Consider the following 20,848-nt stretch of genomic DNA (forward strand, 5'->3'; position numbering starts at 1 on the left):
GCCGGTGCGACGCACTGGATGGCATGGCCCGTTGTCTATTCATTGGGAGCAATCCCTGGCAGCGACAGCGGTCGCTGCCGCACCCGCGGTCGAAGGAGGCCGCTATGTCATACAAATCCATGCTGCTGGCGTTGTTGGTTTTGTCTTTAAGCGGTTGTGCGGTCTATGGCGGCGGCAGTAGCTATGGCCACCGTGGTTATGATCGCGGCCATTCGCATACCTATTACCAGGTGCAGCGCTACCCGGTTTATGTGGTGCCGCAGCCGCAGCGCTACAGGGCCTATCACCATGATGGGCGACGCTATGATGAGCACCGCCACGCACCGCGTTATTACGTGCCGGCCCCGCAGCCGCGCTATTACCAAACGCACAAATACCAGAAGCACCATGATTACCGCGTTGTGCAGCCGCATGCTGGTTGGGATGGCCGCCGTGACCATTACCGTAACCATCAGCAGCGCGCGCAGCGTCATGATGCCCAATGGGGCGGAGAGCGCCGAGGTGGTGATCGACGCGATGAGCGTAAGGGTTGGGAGCGGCAGCGCAACTGACCACCCTATCTAGACGCGCTACAACTCCGGCGCGTCTTCAAGCTGACGGCCGAAGAGTCGATCTTCGGCCAGTATCTCTTCCCGCATAGCCTGCGCCGCTGGTGACAGGCTATGCCCCGCGCGGCTGATCAGGGCGTAGGCGGATTGCTCGGTCAACGCTCCTGCTTCCAGCGGCAGCCGGGCCAGGCGGCCGGTCTGGATGTCCTCGGCCACCACATCCCAAGGTGCCATGCTCAGCACGTCGCTATCGGCCACCAGGGCTTTGAGCACCATAAAGTTGTCGCATTGAATACTCAGCGGCTGTTCGCGACCGCTGAGTGCGCGCAGGTTTTGCTCGACCGCCTGTGGCAGTTGGGTGCCAGCAATGGGGTAATCGAGCAGGTCGTGTATACACAGCACGGGTTGTTCCAGCAGCGGATGCCCGGGCCGGCAGAACAGCACGCCACTGTGGCGTTGTAACGGCTCGATGCACAGCAAGGCATCGTCGAGCAGCTCGCGGCTATCAGCGACAAACAGCTCCAGAGCGTCATCCAGCAGGCTGCTGCGTAGTTCCAGCCAGTTGCCAATCTGCAGATTGACCCGCACCCGTGGATAACGCTGCGCCATGCGCCCCAGTGCTCGTGGCACCAGGCGCGCGGCCGGGTAGGGGCCGGTGCCCAGGCGCAGTTCACCGGTTTGCAGATTACCCAGCTGGCTGACGGCGTTCTTCAGTGCGCGGCTGCCGGCCAGCAGACGCTGAGCGTGCTCCAGTACCAGTTGGCCGTGTGTGGTCAAGCTGATGCCGCGGCTGTGCCGGTCGACTAGGTTGCAGCCAAGGCTGGACTCCAACGCCTGAATGCTGCGGCTTAGTGCCGGTTGGCTGAGGTGCACGGCTTCGGCGGCACGGGCGAAATGGCCGTGTTCGGCGAGGGCGACAAAATGGCGGAGCTGACGTAAATCATTCATGCGTGTTGTGCATCGCTATTGGTTTTGGAATGCATTGGAATTATTGACTTGGTTTGGCCAGTCTTCCAGTACTGCCACTAACAATGAGCGCCTGCCCATGTTTTCACTCAACCGAACCGCCGCCGTGCTGCTGAGCCTGGCGTTACCCCTGGCCGGCCAGGCTGCCCTGCCTGAGGAAGAAATCCGCCCGTCGATCAACCCGGAACTGGCCGAGCACACCAAGCACTTCGCACAGAAGGTCTACCAGGTGGCCGGCAACGTCTATTCCGCTGTCGGCTGGCAGCTGGGCAACGTGGCGATGATCGAGGCGCCGGAAGGGCTGATCATCGTCGACACCGGTGAGGCGGTCAGCGAGTCGCGCAAGATCATGGCCGAGTTCCGCAAGATCAGCGACAAGCCGGTCAAGGCCGTGGTCTATACCCACTTCCATCCGGACCATATCAACGGCGTAAAGGCCTTCGTCACCGAAGAGCAGGTGCGCAGCGGCGAGGTACAGATCATCGCCCATGAAACCCTGCTGGCCAATGTGGTGGCCCAGGGCGCGCTGGTTGGGCCGATTCTCTCGGTGCGTTCAGGCTACAGCTTCGGCGCCGGGCTGCCGGGCAGTGACCACGAGCAGATGAACGCCGGCATCGGCCCGCTGGCCAAGGTCGAGGCCTCAACCTTTATCGCCCCGACCCTGACCTTCAAGGACAAGCTCGATACGCGCATCGCCGGCCTGGATCTGCAGTTTCTGCATGTGCCCAGTGAAGCGCCGGACGAGATCACTGTCTACTTGCCGGATAACCGCGTGCTGATCAGCGCCGAGGTGGAGCAGGGGCCGACCCTGCCGAACATCCACACCCTGCGCGGCACCAAGTTCCGCGACCCAGTGGTGTGGGTCGAAAGCCTGGACAGGCTGCGCGCCTATCAGGCCGAGCATATGGTGCCGCTGCACGGCCGCCCGGTGAGCGGCAAGGATAAGGTCGAGGAAGTGCTGCGCATGACCCGCGACGGTATCGCCTATATCCACGATCAGACTGTGCGCTGGATGAACAAGGGCCTGACCCCGGACGAGCTGGTCGAGAAGGTCAAGCTGCCGCCACACCTGGCTGGCTACACGCCTTACCTGCGCGAGTACTACGGCACGGTTAAACACAGCGTGCGACAGATCTACAACGGCTACCTGGGCTGGTTCCAGGGCGACCCGGTGGCGCTCGACCCGCTGCCGCCAAAAGATAAAGCCGAGCGCCTGATTGCGTTGATGGGCGGGCGCGAGAAGCTGCTGCTGGCCGCCGGTGACGCCTACCTCAAAGGTGATTACCAATGGGCCGCCGAGCTTTCCAGCTACGCCATTCAGGTGGACAACGAGGACAAGCTGGCGCGCGATATCAAGGCGCGTAGCTTTCGCAAACTGGGTTACGCCAGCATGAATATCAACTGGCGTAACTGGTACCTGATGAGCGCCATGGAGCTGGAAGGTAAATTTACCGGTGATGAGGTGCAGCAGATGGCGCTGAGCATGCGCAGCGCGTTTCTTTCGGCGGACATGCTGAAGACCTTCCCCGCACGGATCTTTCTGCAGAACTGGATTACCCGTGTCGATCCGGACAAGGCCAATGATGTTCAGCTGACCCTGGGCTTCAGCTTCCCGGATATCGGCGAGGAGTGGGCGCTGGAAGTGCGCCGCGGTGTGGTGCAGTTGCACCAGGGCATTCCCGATGGCACCACACTCAAGCTGACCCTCGACAAAACATATCTGGACACCGTGATGAGCGGCGAGAACGGCCTGCTAAAGGGCGCACTACTGGGCGATGTACAGGTCGATGGCAGCCTGCTGGAGATCAAGACCTTCCTCGGTTGCTTCGATTTCAGCGATGAGCCGATTGCCCTGACGCTGCGCTGAGTGCCGCCGAGTCACTCGACCCGACCAAAGTGCGGACGTACTTGAGGCGCTATCAGGGCAGACTGATCAGGCTTTTCACCTGGCTTATTTAGCTGATTAAGGAGTGATGGATGCCTGTTCTGATATTCGCCAAAGGCGCGCTGGCCGCGTTCTGGCTACTGGCGCTGCTCAACCTGCTTTATCCCATGGGCGAGGGCTGGTACCTTGCGGTCAACCTGATTGCCGGCGGCATGCTACTGGCGCATCTTGGTGAGCTGTTGTTGTTCAAGGCCCGCCTGGTCGGTCAGCCACAGCCCTGGTTGCAGCGGGTGCAGGTGCTGTTGTTTGGCTTTGTGCATTTGCAGGGTTTGGCCCGAGCCTAAGTTGTTGCTTTTGCCTCCCGATCAACGGTCGTATACCTGCAACGGGTAATGCGACCGTTGTCGCAAACAGCCTGCTCCCCATCGGCGAATTACCCCCGTAGCTGCTGTGGACATTGTGTTTTGCCCCCGTGCCCCGCACCATGACGGCCGTCGTGCCGCCGGCACTTTTCCAGTGCCGTGCCTAAGTCTGCCAAGCGCCTGATACTACCGGGTATCGCCCCTTATCAGCCAAGTGCTTGAGCCTGCACCTATCTGTATTGTCGAAGCGTAAGCGAGCCCGGACTTTTCTGCAGTTGGCTCGACAGGAGTGGTTGATGTCGTTGTTCAAGCAGTTGTTTATCGCCATCTGCGTGCTGATGCTGGTGAATTTCACCGGCAGTTTTCTGGTCAGCGTCGAGAGTTCGCGCGAGCAACAGGTCAACCAGCTCCGCGCCCATGCCCAGGATGCCGCTACGGCGCTAGGCTTGTCGCTCAGCCCGCATGTCAACGACACCGCGATGATTGAGCTGATGGTCAGCTCGATTTTCGACAGTGGTTATTTTGAAAGCATTCGTGTGACCGATCCTACTACTGGCGAGTTGCTGGTCGAGCGCAGTGGCGTACCGGTCAGCGGCGAAGCACCGCAATGGTTTGCCCAACTGGTGGATCTGGAGGCCGCACGGGGTGATGCGATTGTCAGCGACGGCTGGCGGCAAGCTGCGCAGGTGCAGGTGATCAGCCATCCACTATTTGCCGTCGGTAAGCTCTGGCAGAGCACTCTGGGTAATCTGCTGTGGCTGACCCTCAGCGGCGTGCTGTGTATTGCTCTGGGTGTGCTGCTGCTCAAGCGTCAGCTGCGCCCGCTGGACTATATGGTTGCGCAGTCCAATGCGATTGCCCGCCGCGAATTTCTCAGCCTGCCGGAACTGCCGAGAACCCCCGAGTTTCGCCGGGTGGTCAACGCCATGAACCAGATGGTTGGCAAACTCAAAGCATTGTTTGCCGAGGAGGCCGCGCGCAGCGAAGTGCTGCGTGCCGAGGCCTATCAGGACAGCTTGACCGGGCTGGCCAACCGGCGCTATTTCGATTTGCAGCTGCATGCGCGCCTTAATGTTGAGGAGCAGGCCTGCAGCGGTTACCTGCTGTTGCTACGGGTTAATGACCTGGGCGGCCTCAATCTGCGTTTCGGTGGGCAGCGCACGGATCAGTTACTGGTCAGCATCGCCGAGCAGTTGCAGCAGCTCAGCCAAGGCCGTTTTGTACTGGCGCGTAACCGTGGTGGCGAGTTTGCCTTGCTGGCGCCGGGGCTTGCCCGCAACGACGCACAACAACTGGCCGAGCAGCTTGAACAGAGCCTGCACAGTCTGCAGCAGACCGGTGCCAGTGACTGCCTGCCAGTGGCCCACATCGGCCTGACCAGCTTTGCTCCAGGCGCTGCGGAGGATGAGCTGTACCGCGCGTTGGATGCGGCTTTGGCCCTTGCCGCCAGTCAGGCGCAGCCGAGTTGGGCGTTCAATGAATTGGCCGAGCAATCGCTGGCCGTGGACGAGGGGCAAAGTTGGTACAGCCTGCTGGATCAGGCGCTGGAACAGGGCCGCATTCAGTTGTTCTTCCAGCCGGTAGTGGCTGCCGACGAGCCTGCGCGGGTGCTGCACTACAAGGTGTTGGCGCGGGTAATTGATGAGCAGGGCGGGGTAATTCCCGCCGGGCGTTTTCTGCCCTGGGTGGAGCGTTTCGGTTGGGCGGCGCGACTGGACCGGGCCATGCTCGGTCTGGTGCTGACGCAACTGCAAAGTCATCAGGCCACGGTGGCGCTGAGCCTGTCTGGCAGCACCCTGCGTGAACCGCAGGCGCTGGCGGCGCTGTATGCCCAGTTGCAGCAGCACCGGCATTTGGGCCCGCGTTTGACTCTGGAGCTGGATGAAGACCAGTTACCCGATCAAGCCGCGCTGGAAAGCCTAACCCAGCGTTTGCGTAGTCTGGGTTTCGGCCTCGGTTTGCAGCACTTTGGTGGGCGTTTCAGCATGATCGGTAACCTGGCCAAGCTTGGCCTCGGTTACCTCAAGGTCGATGGCAACTATATCCGCGATATCGATCAGGAAAACGACAAACGCCTGTTTATCGAAGCCATGCAGCGTGCAGCCAACAGCATTGACCTGCCGCTGATTGCCGAGCGGGTGGAAAGCGAAGGGGAGTGGCAGATACTGCGCGGCATGGGTATCAATGGCGTGCAGGGCCGTCTATTTGGTAAGCCGGGGCCTTGGCGTTAACAGCAGCTTTTGTAGGCGCGGGCTTGCTCGCAAGCTGTTGTTTCTCTGAAAGCACAACAGCCCTGGGCCGTTAACCCAGGGTCAGATTAGTTTAGATTCGTCGTCGTTGATCAGTCGATGCAAGCCACCCAAGGCATCCCGCGCCTTGCTACGGCCGACCAACTTGCCCTGCGCCGCTTCCGGTAGATCAGTGATACGCACCACGCCCTTGCGGATAAGCACGGTAATCAAGTCTTCCAGTACCCGGATCATGTCCAGATCACTCTGCTTGAGCTGCAGCAGGCTGCTTTCTACGCTCTGGTTGGCATACCAGGCTTCTGCCTCCTGGCTGTCTGCCAGGAGCTCACCATCCATGCCTTCGAAAGGCGCTGCCTCAACCTGCTGCAAATTGCCCCAGGCATCCCGCTTTACATACAACATCGACCGCTCCTTGCCTTGTTGGCCGCCCTGAATAAACAACCCCGCTTCCTTATGGTAGCGGGGTTGGGTTCATCAGGTATGGTCGATTTTGATCAGCGGATCGGCACCGGCAATCAGCGAGTTAACCAGATCAGCCTGGTTGAGGTTGCCAGGGTTGATATTGAAATTACCGCCGCTGCCATTCTCCAGCTTGATGGTTACATCGGCGCTACCACCAACGCCAAATTGGCCTGTAGTACTAATCTGCAGCGTTGAAGTTGCAGTATCGACGCGCAGGTAATTGAGAATATTGCCGTCATTCTCGCCTTGCAGCAGATCATGCAGATCAATACGGTCACCTTCGCTGGTGTTGAAGTCCCGGACAATATCCCGACCACCTGCAGTGTTCAGGTCGCTGCGCTGCCAGAGGAATAGATCCTTACCTGCACCGCCAGTCAGCGTGTCGTTACCGAGGCCTCCGCGCAGAATGTCGTCTCCGGTACCGCCATTGAGGATATCGTTGCCGGATTCACCATTGAGGAAGTCATTCCCTCCATCGCCATTCAAGGTATCGTTGCCGATCCCACCGTAAAGATGATCGTTCCCGGCACCGCCGTTGAGTGTGTCATTACCGACTCCACCGTAGATCAGGTCATTGCCACTACCACCGTTAAGGGTGTCATCGCCGTTGTAACCCCGAATCAGGTCATTGTTCGCAGTTCCGGTAAGCGTATCGTTGCCAGCGGTGGCGTTGGTCAGTGTATTGCTGGTTTCGCTGATGGTGACGCTGAACGACTGTGAACTGCTAGTCGTGTGGTTATTGGCTGTTTCTGTGGCAGTACCGGTCAGCGTCAGGCTCAGCGTTCCGGTGTAGCCAGCAGGTGGTAGCAGATGCAGGTTGTTCAGGTCGCTGGCGCTTAGCGTCCAGCTGCCGTCGCCATTGTTGGTACCCGCGCTCAGGCTAGCGCCAGCCGGCAGTCCTGACAGGACGAGGCTCAGGGACTCTGAGCCATCCTTGTCGAACAGTTGTGCTGCAAGTGATAAGGCAATAGGCGCGCCGTATAGCGTTGTGCTTCCACTCTGGGTGAAGTTGGTATTGGTAAGCGACAGAGACGAGTCTTTGAGGCCGTCGCGGCCATTGAGTACCAGCCAGCTGAAGCTGTAGTTGCCACTTTGAGTCGCGGTGTAACTGAATGTCCCGTTACTGGTGAAACTCGGAAACTTAGACTCTGATGAGTCGACCAGGAAGGCATTACGATTACCTGCCGGGTCTGTCACGAGCAACACGACCAAGTCGTTGTAACCACCCTGTACTTCGCTGGCGAGGTTCTCGCCATTAGTGAATGAGTAGTTCCAGTTAACTGTTGTGCCGTTGACCAAGTTGTAGTCGGCATAGGTGGCTTTACCGTCTATTGCGTCAACGTTGCCTGTGTGATTAACGTTCGGCCCGGTCGGGTTGAACCGGTTGTCCAAGTAGCCTGCATCCAGGCCCAGCTCTGCCTCTAGATTGGCTTGCGAGATGCCATCGCCTGCGTTGAGAGCAGCTGTGTTGATCGGTGTGTCGGTGCTGCCCGTCGAAATGACTGTGGCTCCTGGGGTGAGCACAAAGATGTTCGACACTGGCGAAATCAATGGCGCATCGGCCTGCGGTGTCACTGTCACAGTGACCTGAGCGCCTGAAGTACCGCCTTTACCATCGCTGATGGTGTACTGAATCAGCGCCGTACCACTGAAATTGCTAGCCGGCATAAATTCCAGGGTGTTATCGGCGTTGACCACCACAGTGCCATTGCTGGCAGTGGCACCGGTGACAATCAGGCTGTCACCATCAACATCTGTATCGTTGGCCAGCACGTTAATGGTGATGGGCGTGTCTTCATTGGTAGTAACGCTGTCGTCAACGGCAGCAGGCACATCGTTGACCGCCTTGACGCCGACCGTCACCGTTGCTGTGGAAAACCCTCCCAGTCCATCGCTTACGGTGTAAGTGAAGGTTGCCGAACCGTTGTAGTTGGCGTCCGGGGTAAACACCACGTTACCGCCATTCAGCGCGACGCTGCCATGCGTTGCCCCTTGCACACTGACAATGCTGATCGGGTTGCCATCCGGATCCGCATCATTACCTAGGAGAGTCGCAGGGCTGATGGTCAGATCCTGATCTTCGTTGGTTACCAGCGCCGGGTTCTCATGCTGTAACGAACTGCCACCCACAACGCTGTAGCTACCGCCTTGGGGGCGCAGTTCAACGGTCAGCTGAGCATTGCCATCTTGATCCCAATAGATAATTTCAAACTGCTGTGCACCACCTTCTGGCACCGTGAATACCACGGATTCGCGCGCTGTTGGGCCTTGGTTGCCGTTGTATTCGGCAACCGTCTGGCCATTGATGCGGATGCTGAAGCCGTCATCCGCTGTTACGCGGAATTGGTAGTTACCGGCGGCCAGATTAATCAAGCCGCTGAGTTTGAGAATGGCATCAGATGTACTAGCAGGGTCATTAGACAGGCTTGATGCGTCGCCACCCAGGAAGTTTTGCAGATTCGAGTCATTGCCTAACCCGCCATTGCCTATAGGGCCATAGTTCACGTTGGTAGCCGTAAAGGTTGCTGTAGGCGCCCGGCCATTGATAAAGGTTTCGACTTGGCCAAGGTTGGTCAGATTGGCGCCGTTGGTTCCCTCGCTGTAGCCAAAGTACTGGCCAACCAGCCCGGAAATTAGGTAGCTGTCATTAGTGGCGATTGGGTCGCTATTGAGGTTCAAGCTGCCCGCAGTGCCTGCGTTGCCAGCGAGGTCGGTATAACTGCCGGCGGGCAGGCTGACGCTAGGCGAGCCACCACCTGTTGAGGTGAAGGTAGCCGTCCAGATCGCCGGGTTACCTGCCGACTGCACCAAATTGCTGATCGTGCCACCTGTGGGAACGATGTTACTTGCAGTAAAGCCGCTGACCGACTCGCTGAATGTGAAGGTCAGTGTTGTTGCTTCCCCGACTGACAGATTACTGTCGTTGGTACTGATGACAACGCTTGGGCCAGTGGTGTCGCCGACCACGGCGCTGTCCGAGCCCGGTGCCGAGGTGTTGCCGGCGGCATCGGTGACGGTGGCGGTGGCGCTGACGGTCTGGCCATCGGCCGGACGGGCCACATCAAAGGTCACGCCATTGGTGATCTGCGCCTGGGTCAGCACGATCGGGGCCTGGGCCACGCCGTTGAGGCTGACGTTCAGGGTGTCGCCGACGGCGGCGCCGGCGGGCAGTGCCACGCTGACGGTCACGGTGGTGGCAGCGCCCAGCTCAGTGTTGCTGAGGGTGCCGTCATCGTTGGCATCGGTGGCGATGGTCACGGTCGGTGCGGCGGTGGCGGTGGTGTCGCCGACCACGGCGCTGTCCGAGCCCGGTGCCGAGGTGTTGCCGGCGGCATCGGTGACGGTGGCGGTGGCGCTGACGGTCTGGCCATCGGCCGGACGGGCCACATCAAAGGTCACGCCATTGGTGATCTGCGCCTGGGTCAGCACGATCGGGGCCTGGGCCACGCCGTTGAGGCTGACGTTCAGGGTGTCGCCGACGGCGGCGCCGGTAGGCAGTGCCACGCTGACGGTCACGGTGGTGGCAGCGCCCAGCTCAGTGTTGCTGAGGGTGCCGTCATCGTTGGCATCGGTGGCGATGGTCACGGTCGGTGCGGCAGTGGCGGTGGTGTCGCCGACCACGGCGCTGTCCGAGCCCGGTGCCGAGGTGTTGCCAGCGGCATCGGTGACGGTGGCGGTGGCGCTGACGGTCTGGCCATCGGCCGGACGGGCCACATCAAAGGTCACGCCATTGGTGATCTGCGCCTGGGTCAGCACGATCGGGGCCTGGGCCACGCCGTTGAGGCTGACGTTCAGGGTGTCGCCGACGGCGGCGCCGGTAGGCAGTGCCACGCTGACGGTCACGGTGGTGGCAGCGCCCAGCTCAGTGTTGCTGAGGGTGCCGTCATCGTTGGCATCGGTGGCGATGGTCACGGTCGGTGCGGCAGTGGCGGTGGTGTCGCCGACCACGGCGCTGTCCGAGCCCGGTGCCGAGGTGTTGCCGGCGGCATCGGTGACGGTGGCGGTGGCGCTGACGGTCTGGCCATCGGCCGGACGGGCCACATCAAAGGTCACGCCATTGGTGATCTGCGCCTGGGTCAGCACGATCGGGGCCTGGGCCACGCCGTTGAGGCTGACGTTCAGGGTGTCGCCGACGGCGGCGCCGGTAGGCAGTGCCACGCTGACGGTCACGGTGGTGGCAGCGCCCAGCTCAGTGTTGCTGAGGGTGCCGTCATCGTTGGCATCGGTGGCGATGGTCACGGTCGGTGCGGCAGTGGCGGTGGTGTCGCCGACCACGGCGCTGTCCGAGCCCGGTGCCGAGGTGTTGCCAGCGGCATCGGTGACGGTGGCGGTGGCGCTGACGGTCTGGCCATCGGCCGGACGGGCCACATCAAAGGTCACGCCATTGGTGATCTGCGCCTGGGTCAGCACGATCGGGGCCTGGGCCACGCCGTTGAGGCTGACGTTCAGGGTGTCGCCGACGGCGGCGCCGGTAGGCAGTGCCACGCTGACGGTCACGGTGGTGGCAGCGCCCAGCTCAGTGTTGCTGAGGGTGCCGTCATCGTTGGCATCGGTGGCGATGGTCACGGTCGGTGCGGCGGTGGCGGTGGTGTCGCCGACCACGGCGCTGTCCGAGCCCGGTGCCGAGGTGTTGCCGGCGGCATCGGTGACGGTGGCGGTGGCGCTGACGGTCTGGCCATCGGCCGGACGGGCCACATCAAAGGTCACGCCATTGGTGATCTGCGCCTGGGTCAGCACGATCGGGGCCTGGGCCACGCCGTTGAGGCTGACGTTCAGGGTGTCGCCGACGGCGGCGCCGGTAGGCAGTGCCACGCTGACGGTCACGGTGGTGGCAGCGCCCAGCTCAGTGTTGCTGAGGGTGCCGTCATCGTTGGCATCGGTGGCGATGGTCACGGTCGGTGCGGCGGTGGCGGTGGTGTCGCCGACCACGGCGCTGTCCGAGCCCGGTGCCGAGGTGTTGCCAGCGGCATCGGTGACGGTGGCGGTGGCGCTGACGGTCTGGCCATCGGCCGGACGGGCCACATCAAAGGTCACGCCATTGGTGATCTGCGCCTGGGTCAGCACGATCGGGGCCTGGGCCACGCCGTTGAGGCTGACGTTCAGGGTGTCGCCGACGGCGGCGCCGGTAGGCAGTGCCACGCTGACGGTCACGGTGGTGGCAGCGCCCAGCTCAGTGTTGCTGAGGGTGCCGTCATCGTTGGCATCGGTGGCGATGGTCACGGTCGGTGCGGCGGTGGCGGTGGTGTCGCCGACCACGGCGCTGTCCGAGCCCGGTGCCGAGGTGTTGCCGGCGGCATCGGTGACGGTGGCGGTGGCGCTGACGGTCTGGCCATCGGCCGGACGGGCCACATCAAAGGTCACGCCATTGGTGATCTGCGCCTGGGTCAGCACGATCGGGGCCTGGGCCACGCCGTTGAGGCTGACGTTCAGGGTGTCGCCGACGGCGGCGCCGGTAGGCAGTGCCACGCTGACGGTCACGGTGGTGGCAGCGCCCAGCTCAGTGTTGCTGAGGGTGCCGTCATCGTTGGCATCGGTGGCGATGGTCACGGTCGGTGCGGCGGTGGCGGTGGTGTCGCCGACCACGGCGCTGTCCGAGCCCGGTGCCGAGGTGTTGCCAGCGGCATCGGTGACGGTGGCGGTGGCGCTGACGGTCTGGCCATCGGCCGGACGGGCCACATCAAAGGTCACGCCATTGGTGATCTGCGCCTGGGTCAGCACGATCGGGGCCTGGGCCACGCCGTTGAGGCTGACGTTCAGGGTGTCGCCGACGGCGGCGCCGGTAGGCAGTGCCACGCTGACGGTCACGGTGGTGGCAGCGCCCAGCTCAGTGTTGCTGAGGGTGCCGTCATCGTTGGCATCGGTGGCGATGGTCACGGTCGGTGCGGCGGTGGCGGTGGTGTCGCCGACCACGGCGCTGTCCGAGCCCGGTGCCGAGGTGTTGCCGGCGGCATCGGTGACGGTGGCGGTGGCGCTGACGGTCTGGCCATCGGCCGGACGGGCCACATCAAAGGTCACGCCATTGGTGATCTGCGCCTGGGTCAGCACGATCGGGGCCTGGGCCACGCCGTTGAGGCTGACGTTCAGGGTGTCGCCGACGGCGGCGCCGGTAGGCAGTGCCACGCTGACGGTCACGGTGGTGGCAGCGCCCAGCTCAGTGTTGCTGAGGGTGCCGTCATCGTTGGCATCGGTGGCGATGGTCACGGTCGGTGCGGCGGTGGCGGTGGTGTCGCCGACCACGGCGCTGTCCGAGCCCGGTGCCGAGGTGTTGCCAGCGGCATCGGTGACGGTGGCGGTGGCGCTGACGGTCTGGCCATCGGCCGGACGGGCCACATCAAAGGTCACGCCATTGGTGATCTGCGCCTGGGTCAGCACGATCGGGGCCTGGGCCACGCCGTTGAGGCTGACGTTCAGGGTGTCGCCGACGGCGGCGCCGGTAGGCAGTGCCACGCTGACGGTCACGGTGGTGGCAGCGCCCAGCTCAGTGTTGCTGAGGGTGCCGTCATCGTTGGCATCGGTGGCGATGGTCACGGTCGGTGCGGCAGTGGCGGTGGTGTCGCCGACCACGGCGCTGTCCGAGCCCGGTGCCGAGGTGTTGCCGGCGGCATCGGTGACGGTGGCGGTGGCGCTGACGGTCTGGCCATCGGCCGGACGGGCCACATCAAAGGTCACGCCATTGGTGATCTGCGCCTGGGTCAGCACGATCGGGGCCTGGGCCACGCCGTTGAGGCTGACGTTCAGGGTGTCGCCGACGGCGGCGCCGGTAGGCAGTGCCACGCTGACGGTCACGGTGGTGGCAGCGCCCAGCTCAGTGTTGCTGAGGGTGCCGTCATCGTTGGCATCGGTGGCGATGGTCACGGTCGGTGCGGCAGTGGCGGTGGTGTCGCCGACCACGGCGCTGTCCGAGCCCGGTGCCGAGGTGTTGCCAGCGGCATCGGTGACGGTGGCGGTGGCGCTGACGGTCTGGCCATCGGCCGGACGGGCCACATCAAAGGTCACGCCATTGGTGATCTGCGCCTGGGTCAGCACGATCGGGGCCTGGGCCACGCCGTTGAGGCTGACGTTCAGGGTGTCGCCGACGGCGGCGCCGGTAGGCAGTGCCACGCTGACGGTCACGGTGGTGGCAGCGCCCAGCTCAGTGTTGCTGAGGGTGCCGTCATCGTTGGCATCGGTGGCGATGGTCACGGTCGGTGCGGCGGTGGCGGTGGTGTCGCCGACCACGGCGCTGTCCGAGCCCGGTGCCGAGGTGTTGCCGGCGGCATCGGTGACGGTGGCGGTGGCGCTGACGGTCTGGCCATCGGCCGGACGGGCCACATCAAAGGTCACGCCATTGGTGATCTGCGCCTGGGTCAGCACGATCGGGGCCTGGGCCACGCCGTTGAGGCTGACGTTCAGGGTGTCGCCGACGGCGGCGCCGGTAGGCAGTGCCACGCTGACGGTCACGGTGGTGGCAGCGCCCAGCTCAGTGTTGCTGAGGGTGCCGTCATCGTTGGCATCGGTGGCGATGGTCACGGTCGGTGCGGCGGTGGCGGTGGTGTCGCCGACCACGGCGCTGTCCGAGCCCGGTGCCGAGGTGTTGCCAGCGGCATCGGTGACGGTGGCGGTGGCGCTGACGGTCTGGCCATCGGCCGGACGGGCCACATCAAAGGTCACGCCATTGGTGATCTGCGCCTGGGTCAGCACGATCGGGGCCTGGGCCACGCCGTTGAGGCTGACGTTCAGGGTGTCGCCGACGGCGGCGCCGGTAGGCAGTGCCACGCTGACGGTCACGGTGGTGGCAGCGCCCAGCTCAGTGTTGCTGAGGGTGCCGTCATCGTTGGCATCGGTGGCGATGGTCACGGTCGGTGCGGCAGTGGCGGTGGTGTCGCCGACCACGGCGCTGTCCGAGCCCGGTGCCGAGGTGTTGCCGGCGGCATCGGTGACGGTGGCGGTGGCGCTGACGGTCCGGTGGCGGTGGCGCTGACGGTCTGGCCATCGGCCGGACGGGCCACATCAAAGGTCACGCCATTGGTGATCTGCGCCTGGGTCAGCACGATCGGGGCCTGGGCCACGCCGTTGAGGCTGACGTTCAGGGTGTCGCCGACGGCGGCGCCGGTAGGCAGTGCCACGCTGACGGTCACGGTGGTGGCAGCGCCCAGCTCAGTGTTGCTGAGGGTGCCGTCATCGTTGGCATCGGTGGCGATGGTCACGGTCGGTGCGGCAGTGGCGGTGGTGTCGCCGACCACGGCGCTGTCCGAGCCCGGTGCCGAGGTGTTGCCGGCGGCATCGGTGACGGTGGCGGTGGCGCTGACGGTCTGGCCATCGGCCGGACGGGCCACATCAAAGGTCACGCCATTGGTGATCTGCGCCTGGGTCAGCACGATCGGGGCCTGGGCCACGCCGTTGAGGCTGACGTTCAGGGTGTCGCCGACGGCGGCGCCGGCGGGCAGTGCCACGCTGACGGTCACGGTGGTGGCAGCGCCCAGCTCAGTGTTGCTGAGGGTGCCGTCATCGTTGGCATCGGTGGCGATGGTCACGGTCGGTGCGGCGGTGGCGGTGGTGTCGCCGACCACGGCGCTGTCCGAGCCCGGTGCCGAGGTGTTGCCGGCGGCATCGGTGACGGTGGCGGTGGCGCTGACGGTCTGGCCATCGGCCGGACGGGCCACATCAAAGGTCACGCCATTGGTGATCTGCGCCTGGGTCAGCACGATCGGGGCCTGGGCCACGCCGTTGAGGCTGACGTTCAGGGTGTCGCCGACGGCGGCGCCGGTAGGCAGTGCCACGCTGACGGTCACGGTGGTGGCAGCGCCCAGCTCAGTGTTGCTGAGGGTGCCGTCATCGTTGGCATCGGTGGCGATGGTCACGGTCGGTGCGGCGGTGGCGGTGGTGTCGCCGACCACGGCGCTGTCCGAGCCCGGTGCCGAGGTGTTGCCGGCGGCATCGGTGACGGTGGCGGTGGCGCTGACGGTCTGGCCATCGGCCGGACGGGCCACATCAAAGGTCACGCCATTGGTGATCTGCGCCTGGGTCAGCACGATCGGGGCCTGGGCCACGCCGTTGAGGCTGACGTTCAGGGTGTCGCCGACGGCGGCGCCGGTAGGCAGTGCCACGCTGACGGTCACGGTGGTGGCAGCGCCCAGCTCAGTGTTGCTGAGGGTGCCGTCATCGTTGGCATCGGTGGCGATGGTCACGGTCGGTGCGGCGGTGGCGGTGGTGTCGCCGACCACGGCGCTGTCCGAGCCCGGTGCCGAGGTGTTGCCAGCGGCATCGGTGACGGTGGCGGTGGCGCTGACGGTCTGGCCATCGGCCGGACGGGCCACATCAAAGGTCACGCCATTGGTGATCTGCGCCTGGGTCAGCACGATCGGGGCCTGGGCCACGCCGTTGAGGCTGACGTTCAGGGTGTCGCCGACGGCGGCGCCGGTAGGCAGTGCCACGCTGACGGTCACGGTGGTGGCAGCGCCCAGCTCAGTGTTGCTGAGGGTGCCGTCATCGTTGGCATCGGTGGCGATGGTCACGGTCGGTGCGGCAGTGGCGGTGGTGTCGCCGACCACGGCGCTGTCCGAGCCCGGTGCCGAGGTGTTGCCGGCGGCATCGGTGACGGTGGCGGTGGCGCTGACGGTCTGGCCATCGGCCGGACGGGCCACATCAAAGGTCACGCCATTGGTGATCTGCGCCTGGGTCAGCACGATCGGGGCCTGGGCCACGCCGTTGAGGCTGACGTTCAGGGTGTCGCCGACGGCGGCGCCGGTAGGCAGTGCCACGCTGACGGTCACGGTGGTGGCAGCGCCCAGCTCAGTGTTGCTGAGGGTGCCGTCATCGTTGGCATCGGTGGCGATGGTCACGGTCGGTGCGGCAGTGGCGGTGGTGTCGCCGACCACGGCGCTGTCCGAGCCCGGTGCCGAGGTGTTGCCAGCGGCATCGGTGACGGTGGCGGTGGCGCTGACGGTCTGGCCATCGGCCGGACGGGCCACATCAAAGGTCACGCCATTGGTGATCTGCGCCTGGGTCAGCACGATCGGGGCCTGGGCCACGCCGTTGAGGCTGACGTTCAGGGTGTCGCCGACGGCGGCGCCGGTAGGCAGTGCCACGCTGACGGTCACGGTGGTGGCAGCGCCCAGCTCAGTGTTGCTGAGGGTGCCGTCATCGTTGGCATCGGTGGCGATGGTCACGGTCGGTGCGGCGGTGGCGGTGGTGTCGCCGACCACGGCGCTGTCCGAGCCCGGTGCCGAGGTGTTGCCGGCGGCATCGGTGACGGTGGCGGTGGCGCTGACGGTCTGGCCATCGGCCGGACGGGCCACATCAAAGGTCACGCCATTGGTGATCTGCGCCTGGGTCAGCACGATCGGGGCCTGGGCCACGCCGTTGAGGCTGACGTTCAGGGTGTCGCCGACGGCGGCGCCGGTAGGCAGTGCCACGCTGACGGTCACGGTGGTGGCAGCGCCCAGCTCAGTGTTGCTGAGGGTGCCGTCATCGTTGGCATCGGTGGCGATGGTCACGGTCGGTGCGGCAGTGGCGGTGGTGTCGCCGACCACGGCGCTGTCCGAGCCCGGTGCCGAGGTGTTGCCGGCGGCATCGGTGACGGTGGCGGTGGCGCTGACGGTCTGGCCATCGGCCGGACGGGCCACATCAAAGGTCACGCCATTGGTGATCTGCGCCTGGGTCAGCACGATCGGGGCCTGGGCCACGCCGTTGAGGCTGACGTTCAGGGTGTCGCCGACGGCGGCGCCGGCGGGCAGTGCCACGCTGACGGTCACGGTGGTGGCAGCGCCCAGCTCAGTGTTGCTGAGGGTGCCGTCATCGTTGGCATCGGTGGCGATGGTCACGGTCGGTGCGGCGGTGGCGGTGGTGTCGCCGACCACGGCGCTGTCCGAGCCCGGTGCCGAGGTGTTGCCGGCGGCATCGGTGACGGTGGCGGTGGCGCTGACGGTCTGGCCATCGGCCGGACGGGCCACATCAAAGGTCACGCCATTGGTGATCTGCGCCTGGGTCAGCACGATCGGGGCCTGGGCCACGCCGTTGAGGCTGACGTTCAGGGTGTCGCCGACGGCGGCGCCGGTAGGCAGTGCCACGCTGACGGTCACGGTGGTGGCAGCGCCCAGCTCAGTGTTGCTGAGGGTGCCGTCATCGTTGGCATCGGTGGCGATGGTCACGGTCGGTGCGGCGGTGGCGGTGGTGTCGCCGACCACGGCGCTGTCCGAGCCCGGTGCCGAGGTGTTGCCAGCGGCATCGGTGACGGTGGCGGTGGCGCTGACGGTCTGGCCATCGGCCGGACGGGCCACATCAAAGGTCACGCCATTGGTGATCTGCGCCTGGGTCAGCACGATCGGGGCCTGGGCCACGCCGTTGAGGCTGACGTTCAGGGTGTCGCCGACGGCGGCGCCGGTAGGCAGTGCCACGCTGACGGTCACGGTGGTGGCAGCGCCCAGCTCAGTGTTGCTGAGGGTGCCGTCATCGTTGGCATCGGTGGCGATGGTCACGGTCGGTGCGGCAGTGGCGGTGGTGTCGCCGACCACGGCGCTGTCCGAGCCCGGTGCCGAGGTGTTGCCGGCGGCATCGGTGACGGTGGCGGTGGCGCTGACGGTCTGGCCATCGGCCGGACGGGCCACATCAAAGGTCACGCCATTGGTGATCTGCGCCTGGGTCAGCACGATCGGGGCCTGGGCCACGCCGTTGAGGCTGACGTTCAGGGTGTCGCCGACGGCGGCGCCGGTAGGCAGTGCCACGCTGACGGTCACGGTGGTGGCAGCGCCCAGCTCAGTGTTGCTGAGGGTGCCGTCATCGTTGGCATCGGTGGCGATGGTCACGGTCGGTGCGGCAGTGGCGGTGGTGTCGCCGACCACGGCGCTGTCCGAGCCCGGTGCCGAGGTGTTGCCGGCGGCATCGGTGACGGTGGCGGTGGCGCTGACGGTCTGGCCATCGGCCGGACGGGCCACATCAAAGGTCACGCCATTGGTGATCTGCGCCTGGGTCAGCACGATCGGGGCCTGGGCCACGCCGTTGAGGCTGACGTTCAGGGTGTCGCCGACGGCGGCGCCGGCGGGCAGTGCCACGCTGACGGTCACGGTGGTGGCAGCGCCCAGCTCAGTGTTGCTGAGGGTGCCGTCATCGTTGGCATCGGTGGCGATGGTCACGGTCGGTGCGGCGGTGGCGGTGGTGTCGCCGACCACGGCGCTGTCCGAGCCCGGTGCCGAGGTGTTGCCGGCGGCATCGGTGACGGTGGCGGTGGCGCTGACGGTCTGGCCATCGGCCGGACGGGCCACATCAAAGGTCACGCCATTGGTGATCTGCGCCTGGGTCAGCACGATCGGGGCCTGGGCCACGCCGTTGAGGCTGACGTTCAGGGTGTCGCCGACGGCGGCGCCGGTAGGCAGTGCCACGCTGACGGTCACGGTGGTGGCAGCGCCCAGCTCAGTGTTGCTGAGGGTGCCGTCATCGTTGGCATCGGTGGCGATGGTCACGGTCGGTGCGGCGGTGGCGGTGGTGTCGCCGACCACGGCGCTGTCCGAGCCCGGTGCCGAGGTGTTGCCGGCGGCATCGGTGACGGTGGCGGTGGCGCTGACGGTCTGGCCATCGGCCGGACGGGCCACATCAAAGGTCACGCCATTGGTGATCTGCGCCTGGGTCAGCACGATCGGGGCCTGGGCCACGCCGTTGAGGCTGACGTTCAGGGTGTCGCCGACGGCGGCGCCGGTAGGCAGTGCCACGCTGACGGTCACGGTGGTGGCAGCGCCCAGCTCAGTGTTGCTGAGGGTGCCGTCATCGTTGGCATCGGTGGCGATGGTCACGGTCGGTGCGGCAGTGGCGGTGGTGTCGCCGACCACGGCGCTGTCCGAGCCCGGTGCCGAGGTGTTGCCAGCGGCATCGGTGACGGTGGCGGTGGCGCTGACGGTCTGGCCATCGGCCGGACGGGCCACATCAAAGGTCACGCCATTGGTGATCTGCGCCTGGGTCAGTACGATCGGGGCCTGGGCCACGCCGTTGAGGCTGACGTTCAGGGTGTCGCCGACGGCGGCGCCGGCAGGCAGTGCCACGCTGACGGTCACGGTGGTGGCAGCGCCCAGCTCAGTGTTGCTGAGGGTGCCGTCATCGTTGGCATCGGTGGCGATGGTCACGGTCGGTGCGGCTACCTGAGTATCAAGCGTAAAGGTCAGGCTGGTGGGTGCCGAGGTGTTGCCGGCGACATCAGTCTGACGCACCTGAATGGTGTTGCTGCCTTCTACAGCGATCGGTGCAGTGGTGCTCCAGGTGGTGCCGTCAGTGCTGTACTCGACGGTCGCGCCTGGCTCGGTGCCGCTGACGATGTAGCTGCCATCGTTACTGATCAGGTCGCCGGCCACACCGCTGTCGGTTGTGAGGGCGAGGGTGGGCGCTGCAATCTGAGTGTCGAGGGTGAAGGTCAGCGATGTTGAGGGTGATGTGTTGCCAGTAGTATCTGTTTGTCGAACCGAGACGGTGTTGCTGCCTTCGTTTGGCGTGAATACAGTGCCCCAGGTCGCTCCGCCATCGGTGCTGTATTCGACCAATGCTCCGGGCTCGACACCGCCAATTATCAGCGAGCCATTATTCGTGATGAGGTCAGTGCTACTGGCGCCGCTATCGTTGGCCAATACCATACTGGGTGCGCCCGGGGCGGTGGTATCCAGGTTGGCGTTTGCGACAGTTGTTTGGTCTGTTTGTTCACCCACACCGAACAGCTCGTTCTGACCAGCACTGTTCAGGCCGCTGTTAGAAGTTTCAAAACCGATAGTCGCCTCAAGCTGCTGGCCAGTTTCCCCCAACAGTACAAAACTATGCCCGCCGCCCGCTGCGCCGCCCGCTGCGCCGCCGGAGCCTGGACCAGCCGCCGGAGCTTCGAGGTCGACGGTGGGGTCGAAGCCGGCAGCCAGGGCTTGCTCGAGGCCGTGGCTCGGCTCAGCTTTATCGTCCTCAGCTTGAGCCGCGCTGGGCGCTGCTTGCCAGTTGCTGTTCTGCGCAACGTTGACCAGCTCGCCATTAGCCAGTTGCAGGGTCACTTCGCCACCCAGGCCAGTCAGGACCTGTTCGCCCATGAGCAGGCGTTCGCCTTCGAAGATCTGCCGCTTTAGCCCGTCGAGGGAAACAGCAAATACTTGGCCTACAAGACTTTTTACGATGGCGACGATAGTGCTCATAAAACGGGCTCCGAGGTGGGCGCGGTAAAATCGTTAAACACAGTGAAGCAATGGTTTGATTTAAAGGCTGATAATCTGACAAATTATTGTCGTCATAAATTTGGCTTATTCCATTATGGAATTACGAATATGCCAAACTATTGACCGAGTGCTCGCGATAATAAACAATGCGCGCGCTGATGTCACTTTGATATTGGCTTGTCCGTTGTGTGATGTGTGTCACGTTTAGTTGGCTGTTTATGTATCC

Annotated in this window: 8 protein-coding genes; 4 read left to right on the forward strand and 4 right to left on the reverse strand. The window is 64.4% G+C overall.

Features of this window, described 5'->3' with window-relative positions:
- Window positions 1-104 precede the first annotated feature (104 nt).
- Window positions 105-551, forward strand: coding sequence for a hypothetical protein (locus RHP75_RS06855; RefSeq protein WP_311091069.1), 447 nt, complete (start codon window positions 105-107; stop codon window positions 549-551).
- Window positions 552-569: 18 nt separating this feature from the next.
- Here RHP75_RS06855 and RHP75_RS06860 read toward each other — a convergent pair whose 3' ends face one another.
- Window positions 570-1,496, reverse strand: a complete 927-nt coding sequence (locus RHP75_RS06860) for a LysR substrate-binding domain-containing protein (protein ID WP_311091070.1) — start codon at window positions 1,494-1,496, stop codon at window positions 570-572.
- Window positions 1,497-1,593: 97 nt separating this feature from the next.
- Here RHP75_RS06860 and RHP75_RS06865 point away from each other — a divergent pair, with 97 nt between their 5' ends.
- The 3 genes from RHP75_RS06865 to lapD all read left to right on the forward strand — a co-directional run bounded on the left by RHP75_RS06865 (window position 1,594) and on the right by lapD (window position 5,992).
- Window positions 1,594-3,381, forward strand: a complete 1,788-nt coding sequence (locus RHP75_RS06865; protein ID WP_311091071.1) for an alkyl sulfatase dimerization domain-containing protein — start codon at window positions 1,594-1,596, stop codon at window positions 3,379-3,381.
- Window positions 3,382-3,491: 110 nt separating this feature from the next.
- Window positions 3,492-3,743 (forward strand): DUF1145 domain-containing protein, encoded by a 252-nt coding sequence (locus RHP75_RS06870; protein WP_311091072.1) that lies wholly within the window; start codon window positions 3,492-3,494, stop codon window positions 3,741-3,743.
- A 314-nt stretch (window positions 3,744-4,057) separates the two neighbouring features.
- A complete protein-coding gene (gene lapD, locus RHP75_RS06875; protein WP_311091073.1) occupies window positions 4,058-5,992 on the forward strand; it encodes a cyclic di-GMP receptor LapD in 1,935 nt (644 codons plus the stop codon).
- A gap of 81 nt (window positions 5,993-6,073) precedes the next feature.
- Here the strand turns inward: lapD and RHP75_RS06880 are convergent, their stop codons facing one another.
- The 3 genes from RHP75_RS06880 to RHP75_RS06890 form a co-directional block, all read right to left on the reverse strand.
- A complete protein-coding gene (locus RHP75_RS06880) occupies window positions 6,074-6,412 on the reverse strand; it encodes a tryptophan synthase subunit beta (protein WP_304868046.1) in 339 nt (112 codons plus the stop codon).
- Window positions 6,413-6,484: 72 nt separating this feature from the next.
- The gene (locus tag RHP75_RS06885) at window positions 6,485-14,344 is read right to left on the reverse strand and encodes a tandem-95 repeat protein (RefSeq protein WP_311091074.1); all 7,860 of its coding nucleotides are present in this window, start codon (window positions 14,342-14,344) and stop codon (window positions 6,485-6,487) included.
- Window positions 14,305-20,601, reverse strand: a complete 6,297-nt coding sequence (locus RHP75_RS06890) for an Ig-like domain-containing protein (protein ID WP_311091075.1) — start codon at window positions 20,599-20,601, stop codon at window positions 14,305-14,307. The genes RHP75_RS06885 and RHP75_RS06890 overlap by 40 nt, the downstream gene beginning before the upstream one ends.
- Window positions 20,602-20,848 lie beyond the last annotated feature (247 nt).

The organism is Pseudomonas sp. SG20056 (assembly GCF_031764535.1).
Lineage (GTDB): Bacteria > Pseudomonadota > Gammaproteobacteria > Pseudomonadales > Pseudomonadaceae > Aquipseudomonas.

What these genes read in the sequence shown, in the direction of transcription:
- RHP75_RS06855 (WP_311091069.1), top strand. Translation starts at nt 105, where the DNA reads ATGTCATACAAATCCATGCTGCTGGCGTTGTTGGTTTTGTCTTTAAGC.
- RHP75_RS06860 (WP_311091070.1), bottom strand. Translation starts at nt 1,496, where the DNA reads ATGAATGATTTACGTCAGCTCCGCCATTTTGTCGCCCTCGCCGAACAC.
- RHP75_RS06865 (WP_311091071.1), top strand. Translation starts at nt 1,594, where the DNA reads ATGTTTTCACTCAACCGAACCGCCGCCGTGCTGCTGAGCCTGGCGTTA.
- RHP75_RS06870 (WP_311091072.1), top strand. Translation starts at nt 3,492, where the DNA reads ATGCCTGTTCTGATATTCGCCAAAGGCGCGCTGGCCGCGTTCTGGCTA.
- lapD (WP_311091073.1), top strand. Translation starts at nt 4,058, where the DNA reads ATGTCGTTGTTCAAGCAGTTGTTTATCGCCATCTGCGTGCTGATGCTG.
- RHP75_RS06880 (WP_304868046.1), bottom strand. Translation starts at nt 6,412, where the DNA reads ATGTTGTATGTAAAGCGGGATGCCTGGGGCAATTTGCAGCAGGTTGAG.
- RHP75_RS06890 (WP_311091075.1), bottom strand. Translation starts at nt 20,601, where the DNA reads ATGAGCACTATCGTCGCCATCGTAAAAAGTCTTGTAGGCCAAGTATTT.